The sequence below is a fragment of the Henriciella mobilis genome, from assembly GCF_003576315.1.
Taxonomy (GTDB): Bacteria; Pseudomonadota; Alphaproteobacteria; order Caulobacterales; family Hyphomonadaceae; genus Henriciella; species Henriciella mobilis.
The window spans coordinates 28,374-46,356 of record NZ_QWFZ01000020.1 but is presented as its reverse complement, the minus strand read 5'-3'; the positions used below and the strand labels follow the sequence as shown (position 1 = coordinate 46,356).

Genomic DNA, 17,983 nt, shown 5'->3' with positions numbered 1-17,983 from the left:
GCTAACGCCCTGACCCTTTAGGCATTGTGGTGCCTGAAGATTGAGAAAACGCAATCTTCAGGCCAGTTCCGCCTCAGATATCCTGGCGGCTGACTTCACCCTGGTCGCCGAGAGAAACGTCCGGAAGCGGCTTCTTCTCAGGTGGCGGACCGTCGATGCCATTTTCCAGCTTGTCCTTGATCTTGGCGCGCTTGTCCTCGCTCGGATAGTCGCCCAGCGCCCGGCGCCAGGCTTCCTTGGCCGCTTCCTTGTCGCCAAGGTGCCAGTAGATATCGCCGAGGTGGTCCTCGATTTCCCAATGTGTATTCGGTGCGAGTTCCCGGCGGCTCTGTTCGATGTAGCGCTTGGCCCCTTCAAGGTCGCCGAGCTTGTAGCGGGCCCAGCCGAAACTGTCGGCGATATAGGGATCCGAAGGGGCGAGCGAGTTGGCGCGCGCCAGAACGCGATAGGCCTCTTCGAACTTGTCGGTATGCTCGACGAGGAAATAGCCGAGCGTGTTGAGCATGTAGGGATCGTTCGGCCGGGCCAGCGCCTCGGTGCGGATCAGGCGCAGCGCCTCGTCAATCTCATCGGCTTCTGCCAAGGCATTCGCAAGCGCCATGCGGCGGTCATGCGTATCGTCCAGCTGGCGGGCTTCGCGGGCATGGTAGAGCGCCTGGTCGAACTGGCCGAACTGCGAATAGATGGCTGAGCTTGAGCCATGCGCATTCGCCTTCTCGGCATCGGTTTCGGCGAGGTCAGGCATGAGTTCGGCGATCTCGGTGGCTTTTGGCTCATCGTCCAGTAGCGCGTAGATCATCATCGCTGTGGAATAGGTCCCCAGCGCCTCATCCTCTTCGGCAAGGTCAATCGCCTTGTCGAGCGCGGCGCGGGCCTTGTCGTCATGGCCGAGACGGACCTGCGACTGGGCGACGGCAAGCTGCAGCCCGGCCGTCATTTCAGGGGCTGCGCGCGCGACATGGGCGGCCGCTTCGAACAGGGTTTCATCGTAAAGGTCGCCGACCACGCCGAGCCGCAGCCCGTCATTGCCCGGATCGATGAGGAGGGCGAGCTGGTCAAATGCCGATTTCGTATCGTCAAAGCCGCGAATGCGCTCCCCGGCCAGCGCCGAACGGATCAGCCGCTGATAGGCGAGCGACAGGGAATAGTCGCTCATTGAGCGCGCAAACGCACCGTCCACATCAAGCGCTTCGGTCTCAAGGCCGCGGCCGGTTTCGAGCTGGTTGATCGCCGCGGCATAGGAAGCGGTCTCTTCCGGCTCGGCCTCGGCCAGCCGTTCATACAGCGCCTTGGCCTCGTCGAGCCGGCCAAGCCGGCGCAGCAGCAGCGCCTGGCGGGCGATGACCAGTTTCACATGGCTGTAGAGCAGGTTCTGCGGATCGAACTCGTGTTCCGGTGCCTGGATCTTCGTCGGCGTGATCGCGGAATAGACGGCGAGGGCTTCTTCCTCGCGTCCGGCAACATCGAGCAGGGCAGCGAGGGACAGGTCGCCGGTCAGGCCGGGCAGGCGCGAGCCGACTGTCCTGTGGGCATCGACGGCAGCGTCGAAGTCACCGCTCTGGGCGAGGTACCAGGCCTCCAGGAAGCCGGCCATGGCCGCCATCTCTTCGCTTTCGAGCGCCGGCTGCAGGGTTTCGAGCGCGGCGGCGGGATCGTGGCCGGCAGCCTTGTCGATCGACAACACGATCGAGGCAAACGGGGTCGGCGCGCCCTCGCGTTGGTTATTCGTCCTGATCGAGGCGATGAAAGCCGCCATGTCGCCCGCCTTCACGGCATCGACCGGCGAGTCGTAGGCCAGCAGGCCGACCGGCCGGCCATCCTCGTCGAGCACCGCCGTCTTCATGGCCGCGTCCGACACGTCGTAGACGCCGCTATAGGCTGACAGGGCACCGAGGACTTCCTGCTTGCGCGCATCCAGCGCCTGCTGTTCGGAGGCTGAAAGACTGCTGCCGCCAGCCGGGTTCGCACAGCCCGCAATGCAAAGAGAAGTAAGCGCGATCGCAGACGTCAGAAGCTGTCTCATGAATGTCCTCGTGGCCGGTCAAAAAACTGTGCCGGGGCAGGGCGGGCCTGTCCAGTCCCGGCCAGCTGATACCAGAGATGTGGCATGAGTCTGACCGGAACTGTGATTGGCATATGGCGAAGCAGCAGGCTCAGTAGGCCCGCTTGACGCAGAAGTCGGCGAGGTCGCTCAGCACGTCCCGCCACTGGCTTTCAGGAAGGGTCTTGAGCGCCGATTTCGCGAGGCCCGCATAGGCTTCGGCTTCGGCAATTGTCGCTTCAGCTGCGCCGGTCGTGCGAATGAGATGGATGGCCCGGGCAAGGTCATTGTCGGTCTGTGTCTCGACATTCAGGGCCCGCTCCCAGAAGGCATGGTCCTCGGTCTGGCCGCGGCGCCGCGCAATGATCACGGGCAGTGTGACCTTGCCTTCCCGGAAGTCGTCGCCGACCGCCTTGCCGATAATGGAGGTGGCACCGCCATAATCGAGGACATCGTCGACAATCTGGAAAGCGAGGCCGAGATTCTTGCCATAGGTCGCCAGCGCCGGGGCATGGTCCTCGCTGCCACCAGACAGGGCGCCGGCCCGCGCGGCCGCTTCGAACAGTGCAGCGGTCTTGGCTTCAATGATGGCGAGATAATCTTCTGTCGGCAGGTCCAGCTTGCCCTGGGCGGCGAGCTGGCGAACCTCGCCCTCGGCAATCACCGAGGACGCATTCGACAGGATGTCGAGAATTTCCAGCGAACCGGTTTCGACCATAAGCGTAAAGGCCCGCGCGAACAGGAAGTCGCCGACCAGGATGGAGGCTGAATTGCCCCAGACAGACTTTGCGGCGGGCTTGCCGCGCCTGAGGTCGCTCTCATCGACGACGTCATCATGCAGGAGGGTGGCGGTATGGATGAACTCGACCGCCGCTGCGAGGGCGTGGGTCGAAGGGTTGGCGCCGCCGACAGCCTGGGCGGCTGCCAGGGTCAGCATTGGCCGCAAGCGCTTGCCGCCCGCTGACACAATATAACCCGACAGGTCCGGAATGATGTCGACCGGGCTCTTGGCGCGCTGGCGCAGCAGCGTCTCGACGCCTTCAAGATCGGATTCAAGGAGCGACTGGAGCCTGTCGATGACAGACTTGATATTGCCGGAATTGCGCGCTGTGGCAGTAATGGTCACGAGGGGTCCTGTACTCTAAGGCTCAGGGCAGTAGCTATGATTAGCATGAAGTTGCAATAACATGGCTGCGATCAAGGGCCGCATATAGCGGAATAAGAGTTATGGAAGAAGTGTTTCGCACAAATGATCCCGTCAAGCTCAGCTATATCCGCCACTTGATGGCGGAGGCGGGGATCGCCTGCTACGTGCTCGATGAGCATACCGCCTATATCGACGGGCGAGGGCCGATGGTGCCGATCCGTGTGGTCGTTCACCCCGATGATGCCGAGCGGGCCCGCAGCGAACTGAGCGAGCTTGACCAGGATGGCTGAACCGGATGTGACGGCCGATGCCTTCCTTGGCGGCCATGTCACCGTGTTCCAGCCGAAGAAGGGGTTTCGCGCAGGGACTGACAGCGTCCTGCTCGCCGCTGCGCTGGATGCTGAGCAGACCGGCGAGGCCTGCGAGTTCGGCTGCGGGGCAGGGGGCGCGCTGTTTCCCGCAGCATGGCGGTTGAAAAAAGCCAATTTTACAGGGCTTGAGGCCGATCCCCTGATGCTCGATCTGGCACGCAGAGGGCTGGCCGAAAACGGCTTTGGAGAGCGGGTGCAGCTGCTCCAGCAGGACATCGCCCAAATCCCGCGCGACTGGGAGAACCGCTTCGATCTCGCTTTTTCCAACCCGCCCTTCTTCGAGGCGGGCAAGATCACAGCGCCCGGCGAAGGCCGCGCGCGCGCCTATCTGGAGTCGGTCCCGCTCAAGGACTGGATTGGCGCGATGCTGTTCACGCTGAAGCCAAAGGGCCGCTTCGTGATGATCCACCGCGCCTCAGAACTGGCCCGCATCCTCGCGGCGATCGAGCGGCGCACCGGTGAGATCACCGTGATGCCGGTGCGCTCCTGGCCGGGGGCCGATGCCAAGCGGGTCATCGTTAAGGCGCGCAAGGGTCTGCGGTCCGGCCCGATGCGGCTGCTCGCCGGGATCGACATCTATGAGTCAAAAGGCGGCCCGCGCACAGCGCTTATGGAAGAGATTTCTCGCTCCGGTGGCGCGCTGGATTGGTGAGAATCCCGTTGATTGGGATATGGCCCATCTCTTTGAGGTCGGTGCGTTGTCCAACAATTGCCGCTTTCCGTGTTAAAGTGAATTCATGCAGGTCTATTTCACCATGCTGATGATCTCCGGCGGGATTGCCGGACTGGCTGCCGGTGTGCTGGCGCATCCGAAATTCTACGCCGTGGTGTTCAACAAGAGCCGCTTCGACAGCGCCGATCACGATCACGCCTGCGACTGATCGCGCGGCGGGCTCTCGGCACCCTGCAGTTGCGAAACCTGCCGTCTGGGAGTAGGCCGGAAACCTTTCTATCTGGCCACCGACTCAGGCGCCCCATGACTGCACCGACTGCCCGCGAAAAACCCGCTTCCTTCCAGGACCTTATCCTGCGGCTCCAGGCCTATTGGGCCGCGCAGGGCTGTGCCATCCTGCAGCCCTATGACATGGAAGTCGGCGCCGGGACGCTGCATCCGGCAACCGTGCTGCGGGCCCTCGGGCCGAAGGACTGGCGCGCCGCCTATGTCCAACCCTCGCGCCGCCCCGCCGATGCGCGCTATGGCGAAAACCCCAACCGGCTCGGCCATTACTACCAGTACCAGGTCATCCTGAAGCCGAACCCGGCCAATCTCCAGGACCTCTATCTCAACTCGCTCTACGAGATCGGCATCGACCCGTCCGTCCACGATATCCGCTTTGTCGAGGATGACTGGGAGAACCCGACCGTCGGCGCCTGGGGGCTTGGCTGGGAAGTCTGGTGCGACGGCATGGAAGTCAGTCAGTACACCTATTTCCAGCAGGTTGGCGGGCTCGACGTCTTCCCGGTTTCCGGGGAGCTGACCTACGGCCTCGAACGCCTCGCCATGTATGTCTTCGGCGTCGACAATGTCTACAACCTGCCTTTCAACGACCCGGCCTCGGAGACCCCGCTCTCCTATGGCGACGTCTTCCTGCAGAATGAGCGTGAGCAGTCGGCCTTCAATTTCGAGCTGGCCGATGTCGAAATGCTGCAGAGCTGGTTTACCGGCTGCGAGAAGCAGTCCACGGCGCTGCGCGAGGCGGGCAAGCCGCTTCCTGCTTACGACTTCGCGCTGAAGGCCTCCCACGTCTTCAACCTGATCGATGCGCGCGGGGCGATCTCCCCGACCGAGCGCCAGGCCTTTATCGGCCGGGTGCGAGACCTTGCCCGGGGCGCGGCGGAACTCTGGGCGAAACAGGAAGAGGAGCGCGCGGCATGAGGCTGGCGGCGTTCCTCCCGGTTGCGCTGATGCTCGCCGCCTGCGGTGAGGGGCCGGCGACGCCGCCCGAGACCGCGCCTGCCGCCCCGGTCATCGCGACCGACATGGTGAACCCGGTCGAGGACCCGTTCTGCACCTTCACCGCCGAAAACGCCGAGACGAGCGGCGAGGAGATCCCCTACGTCTTCGTCACCAGCATCGGCGACAGTGTCTATCATGGCTATGCCAAGCTGGACGGCACGGTACGCGAGCTGACCGAGATAGAGGCCGGCTTCGGCGCGGGGCTGGAAACCCGCCGCTATGTCACCGACGACGACAGTATTGAGCTGGAAGTCATCCTGCTGACCGAGCAGGAGCGGCCGACGGCCACCGAATATACCGGCTCCGTGCGCGTGATTTACCCGGTTGAGGGCGAGGCCGTGAAATTCTATGGCGAGTGCCAGGCGGAGGACTGAACCATGTTCAAGCAAGTCGCGGGCGCACTGTGCGCCATCAGTCTGGTGGCCTGTTCTGGCGGTCAGGCGGCGGACGAAGCGCCAGAGACCGCGGCGCTGGTCATCGAAGAGATGCATGTGCCGCACTCGAACACCTACTGCAATCTCATGAAAGCCGATCACGAATTCGTCTATGATGATCAGGAGACCTGGAAGTTCGTCTTCATCACCGATGTGATGGGCGATCCGCAGCCGGCCACGATCCGCATCAATGGCGAGGACATGCGCTTCAATGAGGAAAGCCGCACTGCCGGCGAAAGCGGCCTGGAAACCTGGCGCTACCGCTCCGAGGATGGCGATATCGCCGTCGAGCTGCAGCTTCGCGAAACCGGGTCCGGCCAGGAATATACCGACTATGAAGGCACGATGGCGATCGTCGAGCCTGTCCAGACAGAACAAATTGCGGTGAAGGGTGATTGCGGCGTCTGAACGCGTCGCGCCGCCATCCAGACACCAAGCACGGGACTTGAAACGACTTCATGGCTGAACTGCTACTCGAACTCTTTTCCGAAGAGATACCCGCCCGCATGCAGGCGAAGGCCGAGGCTGACCTGAAGGCTGCCGTCGAAAGCGGCCTGTCCGAGGCTGGCGTGGCCTTCGAGCGGATCACGGCTCTCTCCGGCCCGCGCCGCCTGACCGTCTGTGTCGAGGGGCTGCCGGCCAAATCGGCTGATGTGAAGGAAGAGCGCAAGGGCCCGAAGGTCGGCGCGCCGGAGAAGGCGGTCGAGGGTTTCCTGCGCGGGGCGGGGCTCAATTCCATCGATGAGGCCGAGGTGCGCAGCGACCCGAAGAAGGGCGATTTCTACGTCGCTGTCCGCGAGGTGCCGGGGCGTCCGCTGCCGGACATCATCGCCGAAATGGTGCCGGACATCGTGCGCAGCTTCCACTGGCCGAAGTCGATGCGCTGGGGCCGCGGCGAGCTGCGCTGGGTACGCCCGCTGCAGCGCGTGCTCTGCATCTTCGATGGCAAGGTGGTCGATTTCGAGATCGACGGCCTGACATCCGGCAATGAGACCGAAGGCCACCGCGTGCATGGGCGCGGTCCGTTCAAAGTATCCTCCTTCGACGAGTACAAGACGCTGCTCGAAAGCAAGGGCTCGGTCATTCTCTCGCGCGAGGACCGGCGCCTTCTCATCGATGAGAAGGCGCATGTGATCTGTCATGAACGCGGGCTCGAGCTGGTCGAGGACAAGGGCCTGCTGGAAGAGGTGACCGGCCTCGCCGAATGGCCGGTCGTCATCCTCGGCGACATGGACCCTGATTTCCTCTCCCTGCCGGGCGAGGTCATCCAGCTCTCCATGCGCACCCACCAGAAATACTTCGCCGTGCGCGACCCGAAGACCGGCGATCTCGCGCCGCACTTCGTCGTGGTGGCGAACATAGACGCGACCGATGGCGGCAAGGCGATTGCCGAGGGCAATAGCCGCGTCCTGTCGGCCCGGCTCGATGATGCGCGCTTCTTCTGGGACAATGACCGCAAGACGCCGCTGGCGACCATGGCCGAGAAGCTGAAGACCATCGACTTCAAGAAGGAACTCGGCACGGTGGCCGACAAGGTTGAGCGGATCGCTGCGCTGGCGCGCGATCTGGCGCCCAAGGTCGGCGCCGATCCGGATCTGGCCGAACGCGCCGCCCGCCTCGCCAAGGCCGATCTCGTCTCCGGAATGGTCGGCGAATTCCCCGAGCTGCAGGGCGTGATGGGCGGCTATTATGCCCGCGAGCAGGGCGAGGATGAGGCTGTCGCCACCGCCATTGCCGAACATTACAAGCCCGTCGGCCCGTCCGACCAGGTCCCGTCAGAGCCGGTGAGCATCGCCGTGGCGCTGGCCGACAAGCTCGACACGCTGGTCGGCTTCTGGGCCATCGACGAGAAACCGACCGGCTCGAAAGACCCATTCGCGCTCCGCCGCGCCGCGCTGGGCGTCGTGCGGATAATTCTGGAGAACGGGGTTCGAATAGATCAGACGCAGTATCTAGCCGATGGCATTGCAGATATGCTTCTTCGCCAACCGAATGCAGTGGATATCTCGGCTGAGCAAATCGAACACGCTATAGCGAGCGCGTCACCCGAGACGTCGGTCGCTGACTTAAGGCGCGAATTCGCGGCTACGCAAAGAGGTGCGCTTCACCAACTATTTGGTTTGGCCGACAAAAAGGCTGAGGACCTCCTTGCCTTCTTCGCCGACCGTCTGAAGCAATACCTCCGCGATGCGGGGGCGCGCTACGACCTGATCGACGCCGTCTTCGCACTCGAAAATCAGGATGATCTCGTCCTGATCGTCAAGCGCGTTGAGGCGCTCGGGGCGTTCCTTGAGACCGATGACGGGGCGAACCTGCTGGCCGGTTACAAGCGCGCCGCCAACATCCTCAAGGCCGAGGAGAAGAAGGACGGCAGGGCCTTTGAAGGCACCCCCGATCCGGCCCTTTTCGAGCAGGACGAGGAACGATCCCTCGCCGCAGCCATTACCGAATCAGTGACCAGCGCGGAGGCAGCATTGGCCGGCGAAGACTTCGAAAAAGCCATGGGAGCGTTATCATCACTCCGGGCCCCTGTTGATGCTTTCTTTGATGCTGTAACGGTCAACGCGGAAAGCGCCGAGTTGAGGCAAAACCGCCTCTTGATTCTCACGAGTATTCGTGACGCTTTGCACCGCGTCGCCGACTTCTCGAAGCTGGCGGCATAATTTACCGGGAGCGCTTCGAATGCTGATCATTCTGCTCCTGGCCGGCCTTTTAGGGCTTTGGATCTGGAGCTTGTTGAACATGCCTTCGAAGCGGGCACTGGAAATCTTTGAAGCACATGGCGAGACGCCCTCGGCGGCCTCTGACCGTGACTGCGCTTTCGTGACCGATCTGTACCGCCGCTTCGGGACAAGCCCCTTCACGCTGAAGGCCGTCCGGGACCGTCACCTCGACCGGGAAATCGCCGGGCAATTTGGCGTAAATCCTGCAAGCCTGGACGACCTGGAGGCGCTGGGCGTGCGGCTGCCAAAACTGAATTTGCTGGTGTCCTTCGAGCCGGGGCGCTATCGCCTCACGCAGAAGGGTGCCGAACTGGCGGAACGCCTGGAACGGACACATAAGAGTTTGGAGAACGCATAAATGGCTGACACGGCGGAGACACTCACCAAGGAACAGTGGGTCTATTCCTTCGGTGGCGGTACGGCTGATGGCAACACCACCATGAAGAACCTGCTCGGCGGCAAGGGCGCGAACCTCGCCGAGATGGCCCGGCTGGGCCTGCCGGTTCCTCCGGGCTTCACCATCACCACCGCCGTCTGCACGGCGTATTACGAGAATGGCGAGACCTATCCGAGCGATCTCACCGAGCAGGTGAACGATGCGCTGGCCGCCGTCGAGAAGGAAACCGGCAAGGTCTTTGGCGATGCCGACAACCCGCTGCTGGTGTCGGTGCGCTCGGGCGCGCGGGCCTCCATGCCGGGCATGATGGACACCGTCCTCAATCTCGGCCTGTCGGAGGTCACCGTGAAGGGCCTCGCTGCCAAGGCCGGTGAGCGCTTTGCCTATGATTCCTATCGCCGCTTCATCCAGATGTACTGCAATGTCGTGCTCGGCCTGAAGCATGACACGTTCGAGCACATCCTGGACGACTACAAGGAGCGCCAGGACTACCAGCTCGATACCGAGATGACGGCTGAGGACTGGAAGGAAATCATCGTCCAGTACAAGGCCGCGGTTCAGAAACAGCTCGGCCGGCCGTTCCCGGACGATCCGCGCGAGCAGCTCTGGGGCGCCATCGGTGCGGTGTTCGGCTCATGGATGAACGACCGCGCCATCCTGTACCGCAAGCTGAACGACATCCCGGCCGAATGGGGCACGGCGGTGAACGTCCAGTCCATGGTGTTCGGCAACATGGGCGACACCTCGGCCACGGGCGTTGCCTTCACGCGCGATCCGTCGACCGGCGAGAAGGTCTTCTATGGCGAGTTCCTGATCAATGCGCAGGGCGAGGATGTCGTGGCCGGTATCCGTACGCCAGCGCCGATCTCGCATTCACGCGCCGAGGCGATCGGCTCCGATGAAGCCCCGCTCGAAGACGCGATGCCGAAAGTCTATGAGGAGCTGGTGGCCGTCGCGAACAAGCTCGAGAGCCACTATCGCGACATGCAGGACATCGAGTTCACGGTCGAGGACAACAAGCTCTACATGCTGCAGACCCGCAACGGCAAACGCACCGCCGCGGCTGCGCTGAAGATCGCTGTCGACATGGCCGAAGAGGGCCTCATCAGCGAGGAAGAAGCCGTCCTGCGCCTGATGCCGGGCCAGCTCGACCAGCTGCTCCACCCGACCATTGCGCCGGATGCAACGCGTGACCTCATCGTCAAGGGCCTGCCGGCCAGCCCCGGCGCCGCCGTCGGCAAGGTGGTCTTCGATTCCGACGAAGCCGCATCGCTTGCTGAAAAGGGCGAGGACGTCATCCTGATGCGCGTCGAGACCTCGCCTGAGGACATTCACGGCATGCACGCGGCCCGCGCCATTGTGACCGCTCGCGGCGGCATGACCTCGCACGCCGCTGTTGTTGCGCGCGGCATGGGCCGGCCCTGTGTCTGCGGCGCTGGCGGCCTGATGATCGATCCGGCAGCCGGGACGTTCCGCGCGGGTGGACGCGAGTTCAAGAAGGGCGATGTCGTCACGATCGACGGCGCCGAGGGCGAAGTGCTCGCCGGCGCCGTGGAGATGGTCAAGCCGGATCTCTCGGGCGACTTCGGCAAGCTGATGGCCTGGGCCGACAAGGTCCGCAAGCTCAAGGTCCGCACCAATGCCGAGACGCCGCATGACGTCGATACCGCCAAGAATTTCGGCGCCGAAGGCATCGGCCTCTGCCGCACCGAGCACATGTTCTTCGAGTCCGACCGCATCCCGGTCGTACGCTCGATGATCCTCGCCGGGGACAAGAAGGGCCGTGAGGCGGCGCTCGCCAAGCTGCTGCCGATGCAGCGCGGCGACTTCGCCGAGATCTTCCGCATCATGGAAGACCGGCCCTGCACGATCCGCCTGCTCGACCCGCCGCTGCACGAGTTCCTGCCGCATTCCGAAGAGGAAATGGCTGAGGTTGCCCAATCGGCCGGCGTCAGTGTCGAGGCGCTGAAGCGCCAGGCTGACGAGCTGCACGAAAGCAACCCGATGCTTGGTCACCGCGGCTGCCGGCTCGGCATCACCTATCCGGAAATCTACGAGATGCAGGCGCGTGCCATCTTCGAGGCAGCCGTACAGGTCGCCAAGGAGACCGGCTACAGCCCGATCCCGGAAGTGATGATCCCGCTGGTGGCGACCCGAAAGGAGCTCGACATCCTGAAAGAGAAGGTCGATGCGACCGCCAAGGCCGTCTTCCAGGAGACCGGCACGACGCTGGAATACATGGTCGGCACGATGATCGAGCTGCCGCGCGCCGCGCTGCAGGCCGGTGTCATCGCCGAAACGGCCGCCTTCTTCTCCTTCGGGACCAACGACCTGACGCAGACCACGCTCGGCATCTCACGCGATGACGCCGCGCGCTTCCTCAAGGCCTATGAGGAGCAGGGCATCTACGAGAAGGACCCGTTTGTCACGCTCGACCAGGTCGGCGTCGGCGAACTGGTGAAGATCGCCGCCGAGCGCGGCCGCAAGACGAAGCCGGGCATCAAGCTCGGCATCTGCGGCGAGCATGGCGGTGACCCGGCCTCGGTGGCTTTCTGTCACAGGCTGGGACTCGATTATGTCTCATGCTCGCCCTATCGGGTGCCGATTGCACGGCTTGCTGCGGCGCACGCAGCGCTGGCAGAAGACGAGAAATGATCACGCTAAAATAGAGCGGGGTGGACAAGTCACCCCGCTCGAACGTGCGTTTTGGGCGTTGCTTTCCGGCAACAGTGTATTTTGTTGCCGAAACAAATCCGGCGCCATCTTAACCCAATCTAAGCCTGAATCTGCTGTATTTTTTGGAAAGAGAAAATGCTGCGCTGCAAAAGCGTTCAGGTTAACAGATTGGGTGCTCACAGAAATGTAAGTCTTCAAAGACCGCTTTTCGTTGCTATGTGGCGGTCTTGTTCACTATCCAGTCTGATCAACGCCAGGGCTTGAACGGCAGGTGAACGGGGTCACATGGCCCGGTTCATGCTTGCTGTGAAACAACACTGGTGGAAATTAAGGGGCAGGTGATGTCACTGAAGAAGACCACACAGGGGTCGCGAATTTTCGCGGACAGGTCCCTTCGCGGCAGAATTGCGCGTTGGTGGCTAGCAAAACCGGGCAAGGAGCAAGGTGCATACGTTGCTCGCGCCGGGCTTGCATCCGTGTGCGCGGCAGGACTCGTCGTTGCCCTGCCGACCATTTCGTCCTTCAACATCCAAAAGCAGGCCGAGGCTGAAGCGCGCGCGCAGACGCAGCGTTTCGCCGAAATACAGGATGCCGGCGAGGCTGTCCGGGCAGATCCCAAGGCACCAAGCCTCATGCAGCATGAGTGGCTGCGCAATGTCGAATACTCGCTCGAGCGCGACCCCGACGGGGCACTCAGCCGCTATGCCGGGCTCGAGCGCGATGCCGCCGTGCTGGCCGGCATGAAGAGCTTCGATCCGGTCCACCTGGCCCGCGCCGAGGATCTCAGCCGTCAGACGCGTTGCCTTGCCGAGGCGGTCTATTACGAAGCACGCAGCGAATCGACGTCCGGCCAGCTGGCCGTCGCCGAAGTCATCATGAACCGCGTGCGCGACCACCGTTATCCGAACACGGCCTGCGAGGTCGTCTACCAGGGTGCCACCCGCACCACGGGCTGCCAGTTTACCTTCACCTGCGACGGTGCGCTCGACCGGGCCCCGCGCGGCTGGCGCTGGGACAAGGCGCAATCGATTGCCGCGCATGTCATGCTCGATCTTGAAGAGCCGCGCACGGGCGGCGCGACGCACTATCACGCGACCTATGTGAACCCGGTCTGGAATGCCGGCCTGATTCAGACCTCGCGGATTGGCACGCACATCTTCTACCGCTTCCCGCGCGGCGCCGAATGGGCGAGCGCCAAGGCGGCCCAGCGCGCCCGTATCCAGCGCGATGCATCCGGTGGCGGCAGCAATTCGAAATCGACCATCGTGACGATCGACACGCCTGAAACCACGGACGATCTCAATGCCCGCTCGCTGAGCGTGCTGAGCCCGGCACCGTAAGAGGTCTTCATGGCGGACGACGGACGGCTATTCGAAGACGTCGATACCTATATCAACAGCTTGTTCGCCGTCGAAGACGGTGTGCTGAGCCGTGCGATCGAACGCACGAAGGCCGCAGGCCTGCCGGAGATCCAGCTTTCGCCGGGCCAGGGCAAGCTGGTCTACCTGCTGGCCAAGCTGATCGGCGCGAAACGTATCCTCGAAGTTGGCACGCTCGGCGGCTACTCCACGGTCTGGCTTGGTCGCGCGCTGCCTGAAGGTGGTGAGCTGATCAGTGTTGAGCTCGATCCCGACCACGTTGCCGTCGCCCGCGAAACCCTGGCCGATGCCGGGCTGGACTCATCCTGCCGCGTGATTGAGGGCAAGGGCCTCGATGTGATGAGCACGCTGACAGGCGACTTCGACATGGTCTTCCTGGACGCCAACAAGGATGGCTATCCGGCTTATCTCAAGCAGGCGATCCGGCTGGTCCGCCCGGGCGGGCTGATCGTGGCCGACAATGTCGTGCGCGAAGGCGCGGTGCTGGAGCCGTCCAAGGTTGATCCGAACGCGATCGGCGCGGCCGCCTTCAACCAGGCACTGGCGGGCCATCCGCAGCTCGAGGCGATCGTGCTGCAGCAGGTCGGCATCAAGGGCCATGACGGCCTCGCCATTGCGCGCGTGAAGGATTAGGGGCAGGCAGCTTCGGCCTTACTCCCGCGGCCCGAGATTTTTCACCAGCTGCTTCTTCAGCATGCCCGGCATGAAACGCTGGATGAAGCGTGTCCGCTCGGCCATCTTGCCGGCCATGTAATGGGTTTCGTTGCCGTGGGCCGCGTCCCAGGCTTTCTCGGCGGCGATTTCAACCGGATAGACGTCCTGGCCCGACTCCCGGATCATGTCGGACATCTTCTCGTTCGCACCGTCGGCCTTGCCCATGTCGAGGATGGGCGTGTCGATGAACCAGGGCATCAGCGAGGTGACGCGAATGCCGAGATTTGAGAATTCGACATCGAGGGCCTCGGTCAGGCCGCGCACCGCGAACTTCGTCGCGGAATAGACCGCCAGCTTCGGGGATCCGACAACCCCGGCGGTCGAGGCCGTATTGACGATGCGCGCGCCCGGCGTCTGCTTCAGCAGGGGCAGGGCGGCTTCGACGCCATTGATGACGCCCTTCACATTGACGTCGACGACCCAGTCATTGTCCTCGCCGGAAATATCCTCGAACCAGCCATGGCGCCCGACACCGGCATTGTTGAACAGCACCGTCATGCGCCCATCGGTTTCCTGGCCGAAGGCATCGACTGCCGCTTTCCAGTCCTCGCGCGAGCGCACGTCCAGCTTGGCCTTGATGCAGTTTTCGGCGCCGATCTCCTGCTCGACCTCGGCGAGGCCGGCCTCGTTCACGTCGTAAAGACCGACGAACCAGCTGCGGTCGGCGAAGAGCTTCGCGGTCGCCTTGCCGATGCCCGACGCGGCACCCGTAATGAAGATGCTCTTCCGTCCGCTACACTTTCCCATGTCGATTCCTGCTCCTCCCATTTGCCGCCTTTTGCCATGCAGCATGACTTTCGGCAAACAGGTTCAGGGCAGGTCGAGACCGACGTCAAGGTTTGACGCTGAGTGAGTGAGCGCGCCGACGGAGATATAGTCGACCCCGGTTTCGGCGATGGCGGCCACGGTGTCGAGGGTCACACCGCCCGACGCTTCGGCCTTGCAGGCCCCGTCAATCATGGCGACCGCCTTGCGCAGCGTCGTTGTGTCCATATTGTCCAGCAGGACCGCATGCGGCTTGTGCGGCAGGGCCTCTTCAAGCTGTTCCAGCGTGTCGACCTCGATCTCGATCATGCGCAGATGGCCGGCATAGGCATGCGCCCGCTTGAGGGCTTCAGCGACCGAGCCGCAGGCGGCGATATGATTGTCCTTGATCAGCACCGCATCATCCAGGCCATAGCGATGGGACGTGCCGCCGCCGCAGCGCACCGCGCGCTTTTCGACGGCCCGGTGGCCGGGCGTGGTCTTGCGGGTGCAGACGATCTCAGCCTCGCTGCCTTTCACCGCCTCGACAAAGGTCGCCGTCAGCGTCGCGATGCCCGAGAGCCGGCCGAGAAAGTTCAGCATGGTGCGTTCGGCAATCAGGATGGAGCGCGCCTCGCCGGACAGGGTCGCGATCACGTCGCCGGGCGCGAGCGTGCTGCCATCGGTCAGGGACTGGTTCAGCTTCACGGACGGGTCGACCAGCTTCAGGGCCAGGGCCGCCGCGTCCATGCCGGCCAGCCGGCCGGGCTTGCGGGCGCGGATCCGGGCTTCGATCTTCGTGCCCGGCAGGATGGTGGCGTCGGTGGTCAGGTCGCCCGCGCGGCCGAGGTCTTCGGTCAGCGCGAGGCGCACAATCGGTTCGAGGACAAGGTCGGGCAGGGGCGGTGGGGCAATCATTCGGCGGCCTCGCTGTAGGCCCGGCTGACGGGCTTGCTGACAAAGGTGCGCCGGGGCGTTGCGGCGCTTTCGGGGAAATCGGACCGGAAGTGTCCGCCGCGGCTTTCCTCGCGGGCCAGGGCTGCCTCGGTCATCAGCCGGGCCGTGAGCAGGGCGCGCGCCGGCCCGTTGGCCGCTTCAAGGTCCTCGATCTCTCCGGCCAGCCGTTTCAGGCCCTCGGCATTGCGCACGACGCCGCAATTTTCCGCCATGGACACGCGCAGCGACATCAGCTCGTCGGCGGGCAGGTCAGCGGCAACGCTACCCTCGGAGGGGCCGGGCTGGGTGAGCCCGGAGCCTTGCAGCCTCTCCCCGATGCGCGCGGCAAAGACGACGGCTTCGAGCAACGAATTGGAGGCCAGCCTGTTGGCGCCGTGTGCGCCTGTCGACGCGCACTCGCCGCAGACGGACAGCCCGTCCAGGGTCGAGCGTCCCCAGAAATCGGCGACCACGCCACCCATGTGATAGTGCGCGGCCGGGGCGACCGGTATGGCTTTCAGGCGCGGGTCGATGCCAGCTGCCATGCAGGCCGCAAAGACCGTCGGGAAATGGGCCGGGAAGTCCTTGCCGACGGCGACCGTAGCGTCGAGGAAGGCGCCGTTGCCAGCGCTGATTTCCGAATGGATGGCGCGCGCCACTTCGTCCCGCGGGGCCAGTTCGGCCTTCTCATGATAGCGCGCCATGAAAGGCTCGCCCGAGCCGTTGCGCAGGATTGCGCCCTCGCCGCGCAGCGCTTCGGTGGCAAGCGGAGCCGGGTCGAGGCCCACATCCATGGCGGTCGGGTGGAACTGGACAAATTCGGGATCGGCGATCAGCGCGCCGGCCTGGTAGGCCATGGCCAGCGCTTCGCCGCGCGACTGAGGCGGATTGGTCGTGACCCGGAACAGGCCGCCGGACCCGCCCGTGCACAGTATGGTCTGGCGGGCAGTCAGAGGCGCGAGCCTGCCCTTCGGGTCGCGCGTCACGATGCCGGCAACCCGGCCATTGGCGTCCTGCAGCAGGCTGACCGCGCGGTAAGGCCATTTCAGCTTGATGTGCCCGGCGTCCTGCACGGCGGCGGTCAGCGCGCCCATGATCGCCTTGCCGGCCAGGTCCCCGGCGACACGGGCGACGCGGGGATGCGAGTGCGCGGCCTCCAGTGACAGGGCAAGCGCGCCTTCGGGCGTGCGGTCGAAGGGCACGCCGAGCGAAATCAGGTCCAGCACGCGGGCCGGGCCTTCCTCGGCGATGAGGCGGGCAATGACCGGGTCGACCAGGCCGGCCCCTGCGGAGACTGTGTCCGCGGCATGGGTTTCCGGGCTGTCCAGCGGATCAAGCGCGGCGGCGAGCCCGCCCTGCGCCCAGGCTGAGGATGCTGCCTCGCCCAGCGGAGCCGGTGCGATCACCGTGACCGGGCGCGGCGCCAGTTTCAGCGCGAGGAACAGGCCAGCCAGGCCCGCGCCGACAATCAGTATGTCTTCATCATCTGCGGGCGGCGCAGATTTGATCCGGGTCATGTCAGCCATGGTGTCAGCCCCGCGCCAGCATCAGGAGATTGCCCCCTCCGCCCGGCGCCACTCCGCCGGATAGGCGCCGCTGCCAAGCAGGACACCTTCAAGATGGGATTCGTCATGGATCACGAGCTGGAAATTGTCCGGCAGGTATCCGGTGGTCGGTTCCCCGACGAGAAAGGTCTCGATGGTCGAGCGGACCGTCGCGACACCGTCCACGATATCGACCGAGCAGCTCTGCTGGACGATATAATGGACATCGGCGGCCGGGCAGTCCTGTTCGGCCGTCAGCTCGCAGTCGAACCGTGCCGGATCGCTGGTTGGCATGAGCCGGGCATGCCCGTTGAACTTGCAGATCGCCTCCAGGTCGGCCTCGAACGACCACAGGCCGGCGAGATTGGGCGGAAGGGGAACGGAGGATTGCGCCGTGGCTGGCGATGCCAGCCCGGTCAGCATAAGGAGCGAAGCGGCAAGGGCTGGGCGGGCAATCACGAAATGCCTTCCTCGGCCCGCACGAAGATGGCCGGGGCGGTTGCCGCCGAAATTAGCGACCCGTACATCCGCTTGGCGCTCTGGATTGTGAGGGCGAAATTGTCCGGCACATAGACGAGGCCCTCCAGCTTCGATTCCAGGAACTGGTCGATTTCGGAGCGGATGGTCAGCTGGTTGTCGATGCGCCGGGCCTGGCATTGCTGCAGCACGACCGAGCGGCCCCACATCGAGCAGACCTCGACGGCCGTCAGTTCGCACTCATAGAGGCCGGATTCCGGCGATGGGGTCAGCCGCATGGTGCCGGTCATGACGCATTGTCCGTCCCGGTAGGGCTTGGTCTGGAAGGTCCAGTTGCCGAGAATGTCAGCCGAATCCTTGCCTTCGGTCGCCTGGGCCCCCGGCGCAAGTGCGGTCAGGAGCAGGGCTAGGCTGGCGAGAAGGGCTGGGCGCATCCTGTGGCC

Annotated in this window: 18 protein-coding genes; 11 read left to right on the top strand and 7 right to left on the bottom strand. The window is 64.0% G+C overall.

Annotated features, from left to right (window positions below; genetic code table 11):
- Positions 1–73 precede the first annotated feature (73 nt).
- Both D1227_RS11155 and D1227_RS11150 read right to left on the bottom strand, forming a co-directional pair.
- Complete coding sequence (locus tag D1227_RS11155) at positions 74–2,023, bottom strand: tetratricopeptide repeat protein (protein WP_119404731.1); 1,950 nt, start codon at positions 2,021–2,023, stop codon at positions 74–76.
- A gap of 130 nt (positions 2,024–2,153) precedes the next feature.
- Complete coding sequence (locus D1227_RS11150; protein ID WP_119375027.1) at positions 2,154–3,167, bottom strand: polyprenyl synthetase family protein; 1,014 nt, start codon at positions 3,165–3,167, stop codon at positions 2,154–2,156.
- 101 nt (positions 3,168–3,268) lie between these two features.
- On the opposite strand from D1227_RS11150, the gene D1227_RS11145 reads away from it, so the two are divergent.
- The 11 genes from D1227_RS11145 to D1227_RS11100 all read left to right on the top strand — a co-directional run bounded on the left by D1227_RS11145 (position 3,269) and on the right by D1227_RS11100 (position 13,758).
- Positions 3,269–3,478 (top strand): putative signal transducing protein, encoded by a 210-nt coding sequence (locus D1227_RS11145; protein WP_119375028.1) that lies wholly within the window; start codon positions 3,269–3,271, stop codon positions 3,476–3,478.
- Entirely contained in the window at positions 3,471–4,211 is a 741-nt protein-coding gene (locus D1227_RS11140) for a tRNA1(Val) (adenine(37)-N6)-methyltransferase (RefSeq protein ID WP_119404730.1), read from the top strand. The genes D1227_RS11145 and D1227_RS11140 overlap by 8 nt, the downstream gene beginning before the upstream one ends.
- Positions 4,212–4,296: 85 nt before the next feature.
- Positions 4,297–4,440, top strand: a complete 144-nt coding sequence (locus tag D1227_RS19930) for a hypothetical protein (protein ID WP_158586629.1) — start codon at positions 4,297–4,299, stop codon at positions 4,438–4,440.
- 95 nt (positions 4,441–4,535) lie between these two features.
- The gene (locus tag D1227_RS11135) at positions 4,536–5,435 is read left to right on the top strand and encodes a glycine--tRNA ligase subunit alpha (RefSeq protein WP_119375030.1); all 900 of its coding nucleotides are present in this window, start codon (positions 4,536–4,538) and stop codon (positions 5,433–5,435) included.
- Positions 5,432–5,890 carry a hypothetical protein gene (locus tag D1227_RS11130; RefSeq protein ID WP_119375031.1) on the top strand — a complete coding sequence of 153 codons (459 nt, stop codon included), beginning with the start codon at positions 5,432–5,434 and terminating at the stop codon, positions 5,888–5,890. Before D1227_RS11135 ends, D1227_RS11130 begins: the two co-directional genes overlap by 4 nt.
- Positions 5,891–5,893: 3 nt before the next feature.
- Positions 5,894–6,358, top strand: a complete 465-nt coding sequence (locus tag D1227_RS11125) for a hypothetical protein (protein WP_119404729.1) — start codon at positions 5,894–5,896, stop codon at positions 6,356–6,358.
- Positions 6,359–6,408: 50 nt separating this feature from the next.
- Complete coding sequence (gene glyS, locus D1227_RS11120) at positions 6,409–8,613, top strand: glycine--tRNA ligase subunit beta (RefSeq protein ID WP_119404728.1); 2,205 nt, start codon at positions 6,409–6,411, stop codon at positions 8,611–8,613.
- Between the two features lie 19 nt (positions 8,614–8,632).
- The gene (locus D1227_RS11115) at positions 8,633–9,031 is read left to right on the top strand and encodes a helix-turn-helix domain-containing protein (protein ID WP_119375034.1); all 399 of its coding nucleotides are present in this window, start codon (positions 8,633–8,635) and stop codon (positions 9,029–9,031) included.
- On the top strand, positions 9,032–11,725 hold the full coding sequence (gene ppdK, locus D1227_RS11110; RefSeq protein ID WP_119404727.1) for a pyruvate, phosphate dikinase: 2,694 nt from the start codon (positions 9,032–9,034) through the stop codon (positions 11,723–11,725). It begins immediately after the preceding gene.
- 362 nt (positions 11,726–12,087) lie between these two features.
- Entirely contained in the window at positions 12,088–13,086 is a 999-nt protein-coding gene (locus D1227_RS11105; RefSeq protein WP_119375036.1) for a cell wall hydrolase, read from the top strand.
- A 9-nt stretch (positions 13,087–13,095) separates the two neighbouring features.
- Entirely contained in the window at positions 13,096–13,758 is a 663-nt protein-coding gene (locus tag D1227_RS11100) for an O-methyltransferase (RefSeq protein WP_119404726.1), read from the top strand.
- An 18-nt stretch (positions 13,759–13,776) separates the two neighbouring features.
- On the opposite strand, the gene D1227_RS11095 is transcribed toward D1227_RS11100, so the two are convergent.
- The 5 genes from D1227_RS11095 to D1227_RS11075 are packed head-to-tail and all read right to left on the bottom strand — an operon-like array spanning position 13,777 to position 17,974.
- Positions 13,777–14,607, bottom strand: coding sequence for an SDR family oxidoreductase (locus D1227_RS11095; protein WP_233352889.1), 831 nt, complete (start codon positions 14,605–14,607; stop codon positions 13,777–13,779).
- Between the two features lie 42 nt (positions 14,608–14,649).
- Entirely contained in the window at positions 14,650–15,501 is an 852-nt protein-coding gene (gene nadC, locus D1227_RS11090; RefSeq protein WP_119404724.1) for a carboxylating nicotinate-nucleotide diphosphorylase, read from the bottom strand.
- The gene (locus D1227_RS11085; protein ID WP_119404723.1) at positions 15,498–17,045 is read right to left on the bottom strand and encodes an L-aspartate oxidase; all 1,548 of its coding nucleotides are present in this window, start codon (positions 17,043–17,045) and stop codon (positions 15,498–15,500) included. The genes nadC and D1227_RS11085 overlap by 4 nt, the downstream gene beginning before the upstream one ends.
- Positions 17,046–17,066: 21 nt before the next feature.
- Positions 17,067–17,522 carry a hypothetical protein gene (locus D1227_RS11080; protein ID WP_119404722.1) on the bottom strand — a complete coding sequence of 152 codons (456 nt, stop codon included), beginning with the start codon at positions 17,520–17,522 and terminating at the stop codon, positions 17,067–17,069.
- Positions 17,519–17,974 carry a hypothetical protein gene (locus D1227_RS11075; protein ID WP_119404721.1) on the bottom strand — a complete coding sequence of 152 codons (456 nt, stop codon included), beginning with the start codon at positions 17,972–17,974 and terminating at the stop codon, positions 17,519–17,521. Before D1227_RS11075 ends, D1227_RS11080 begins: the two co-directional genes overlap by 4 nt.
- Positions 17,975–17,983 lie beyond the last annotated feature (9 nt).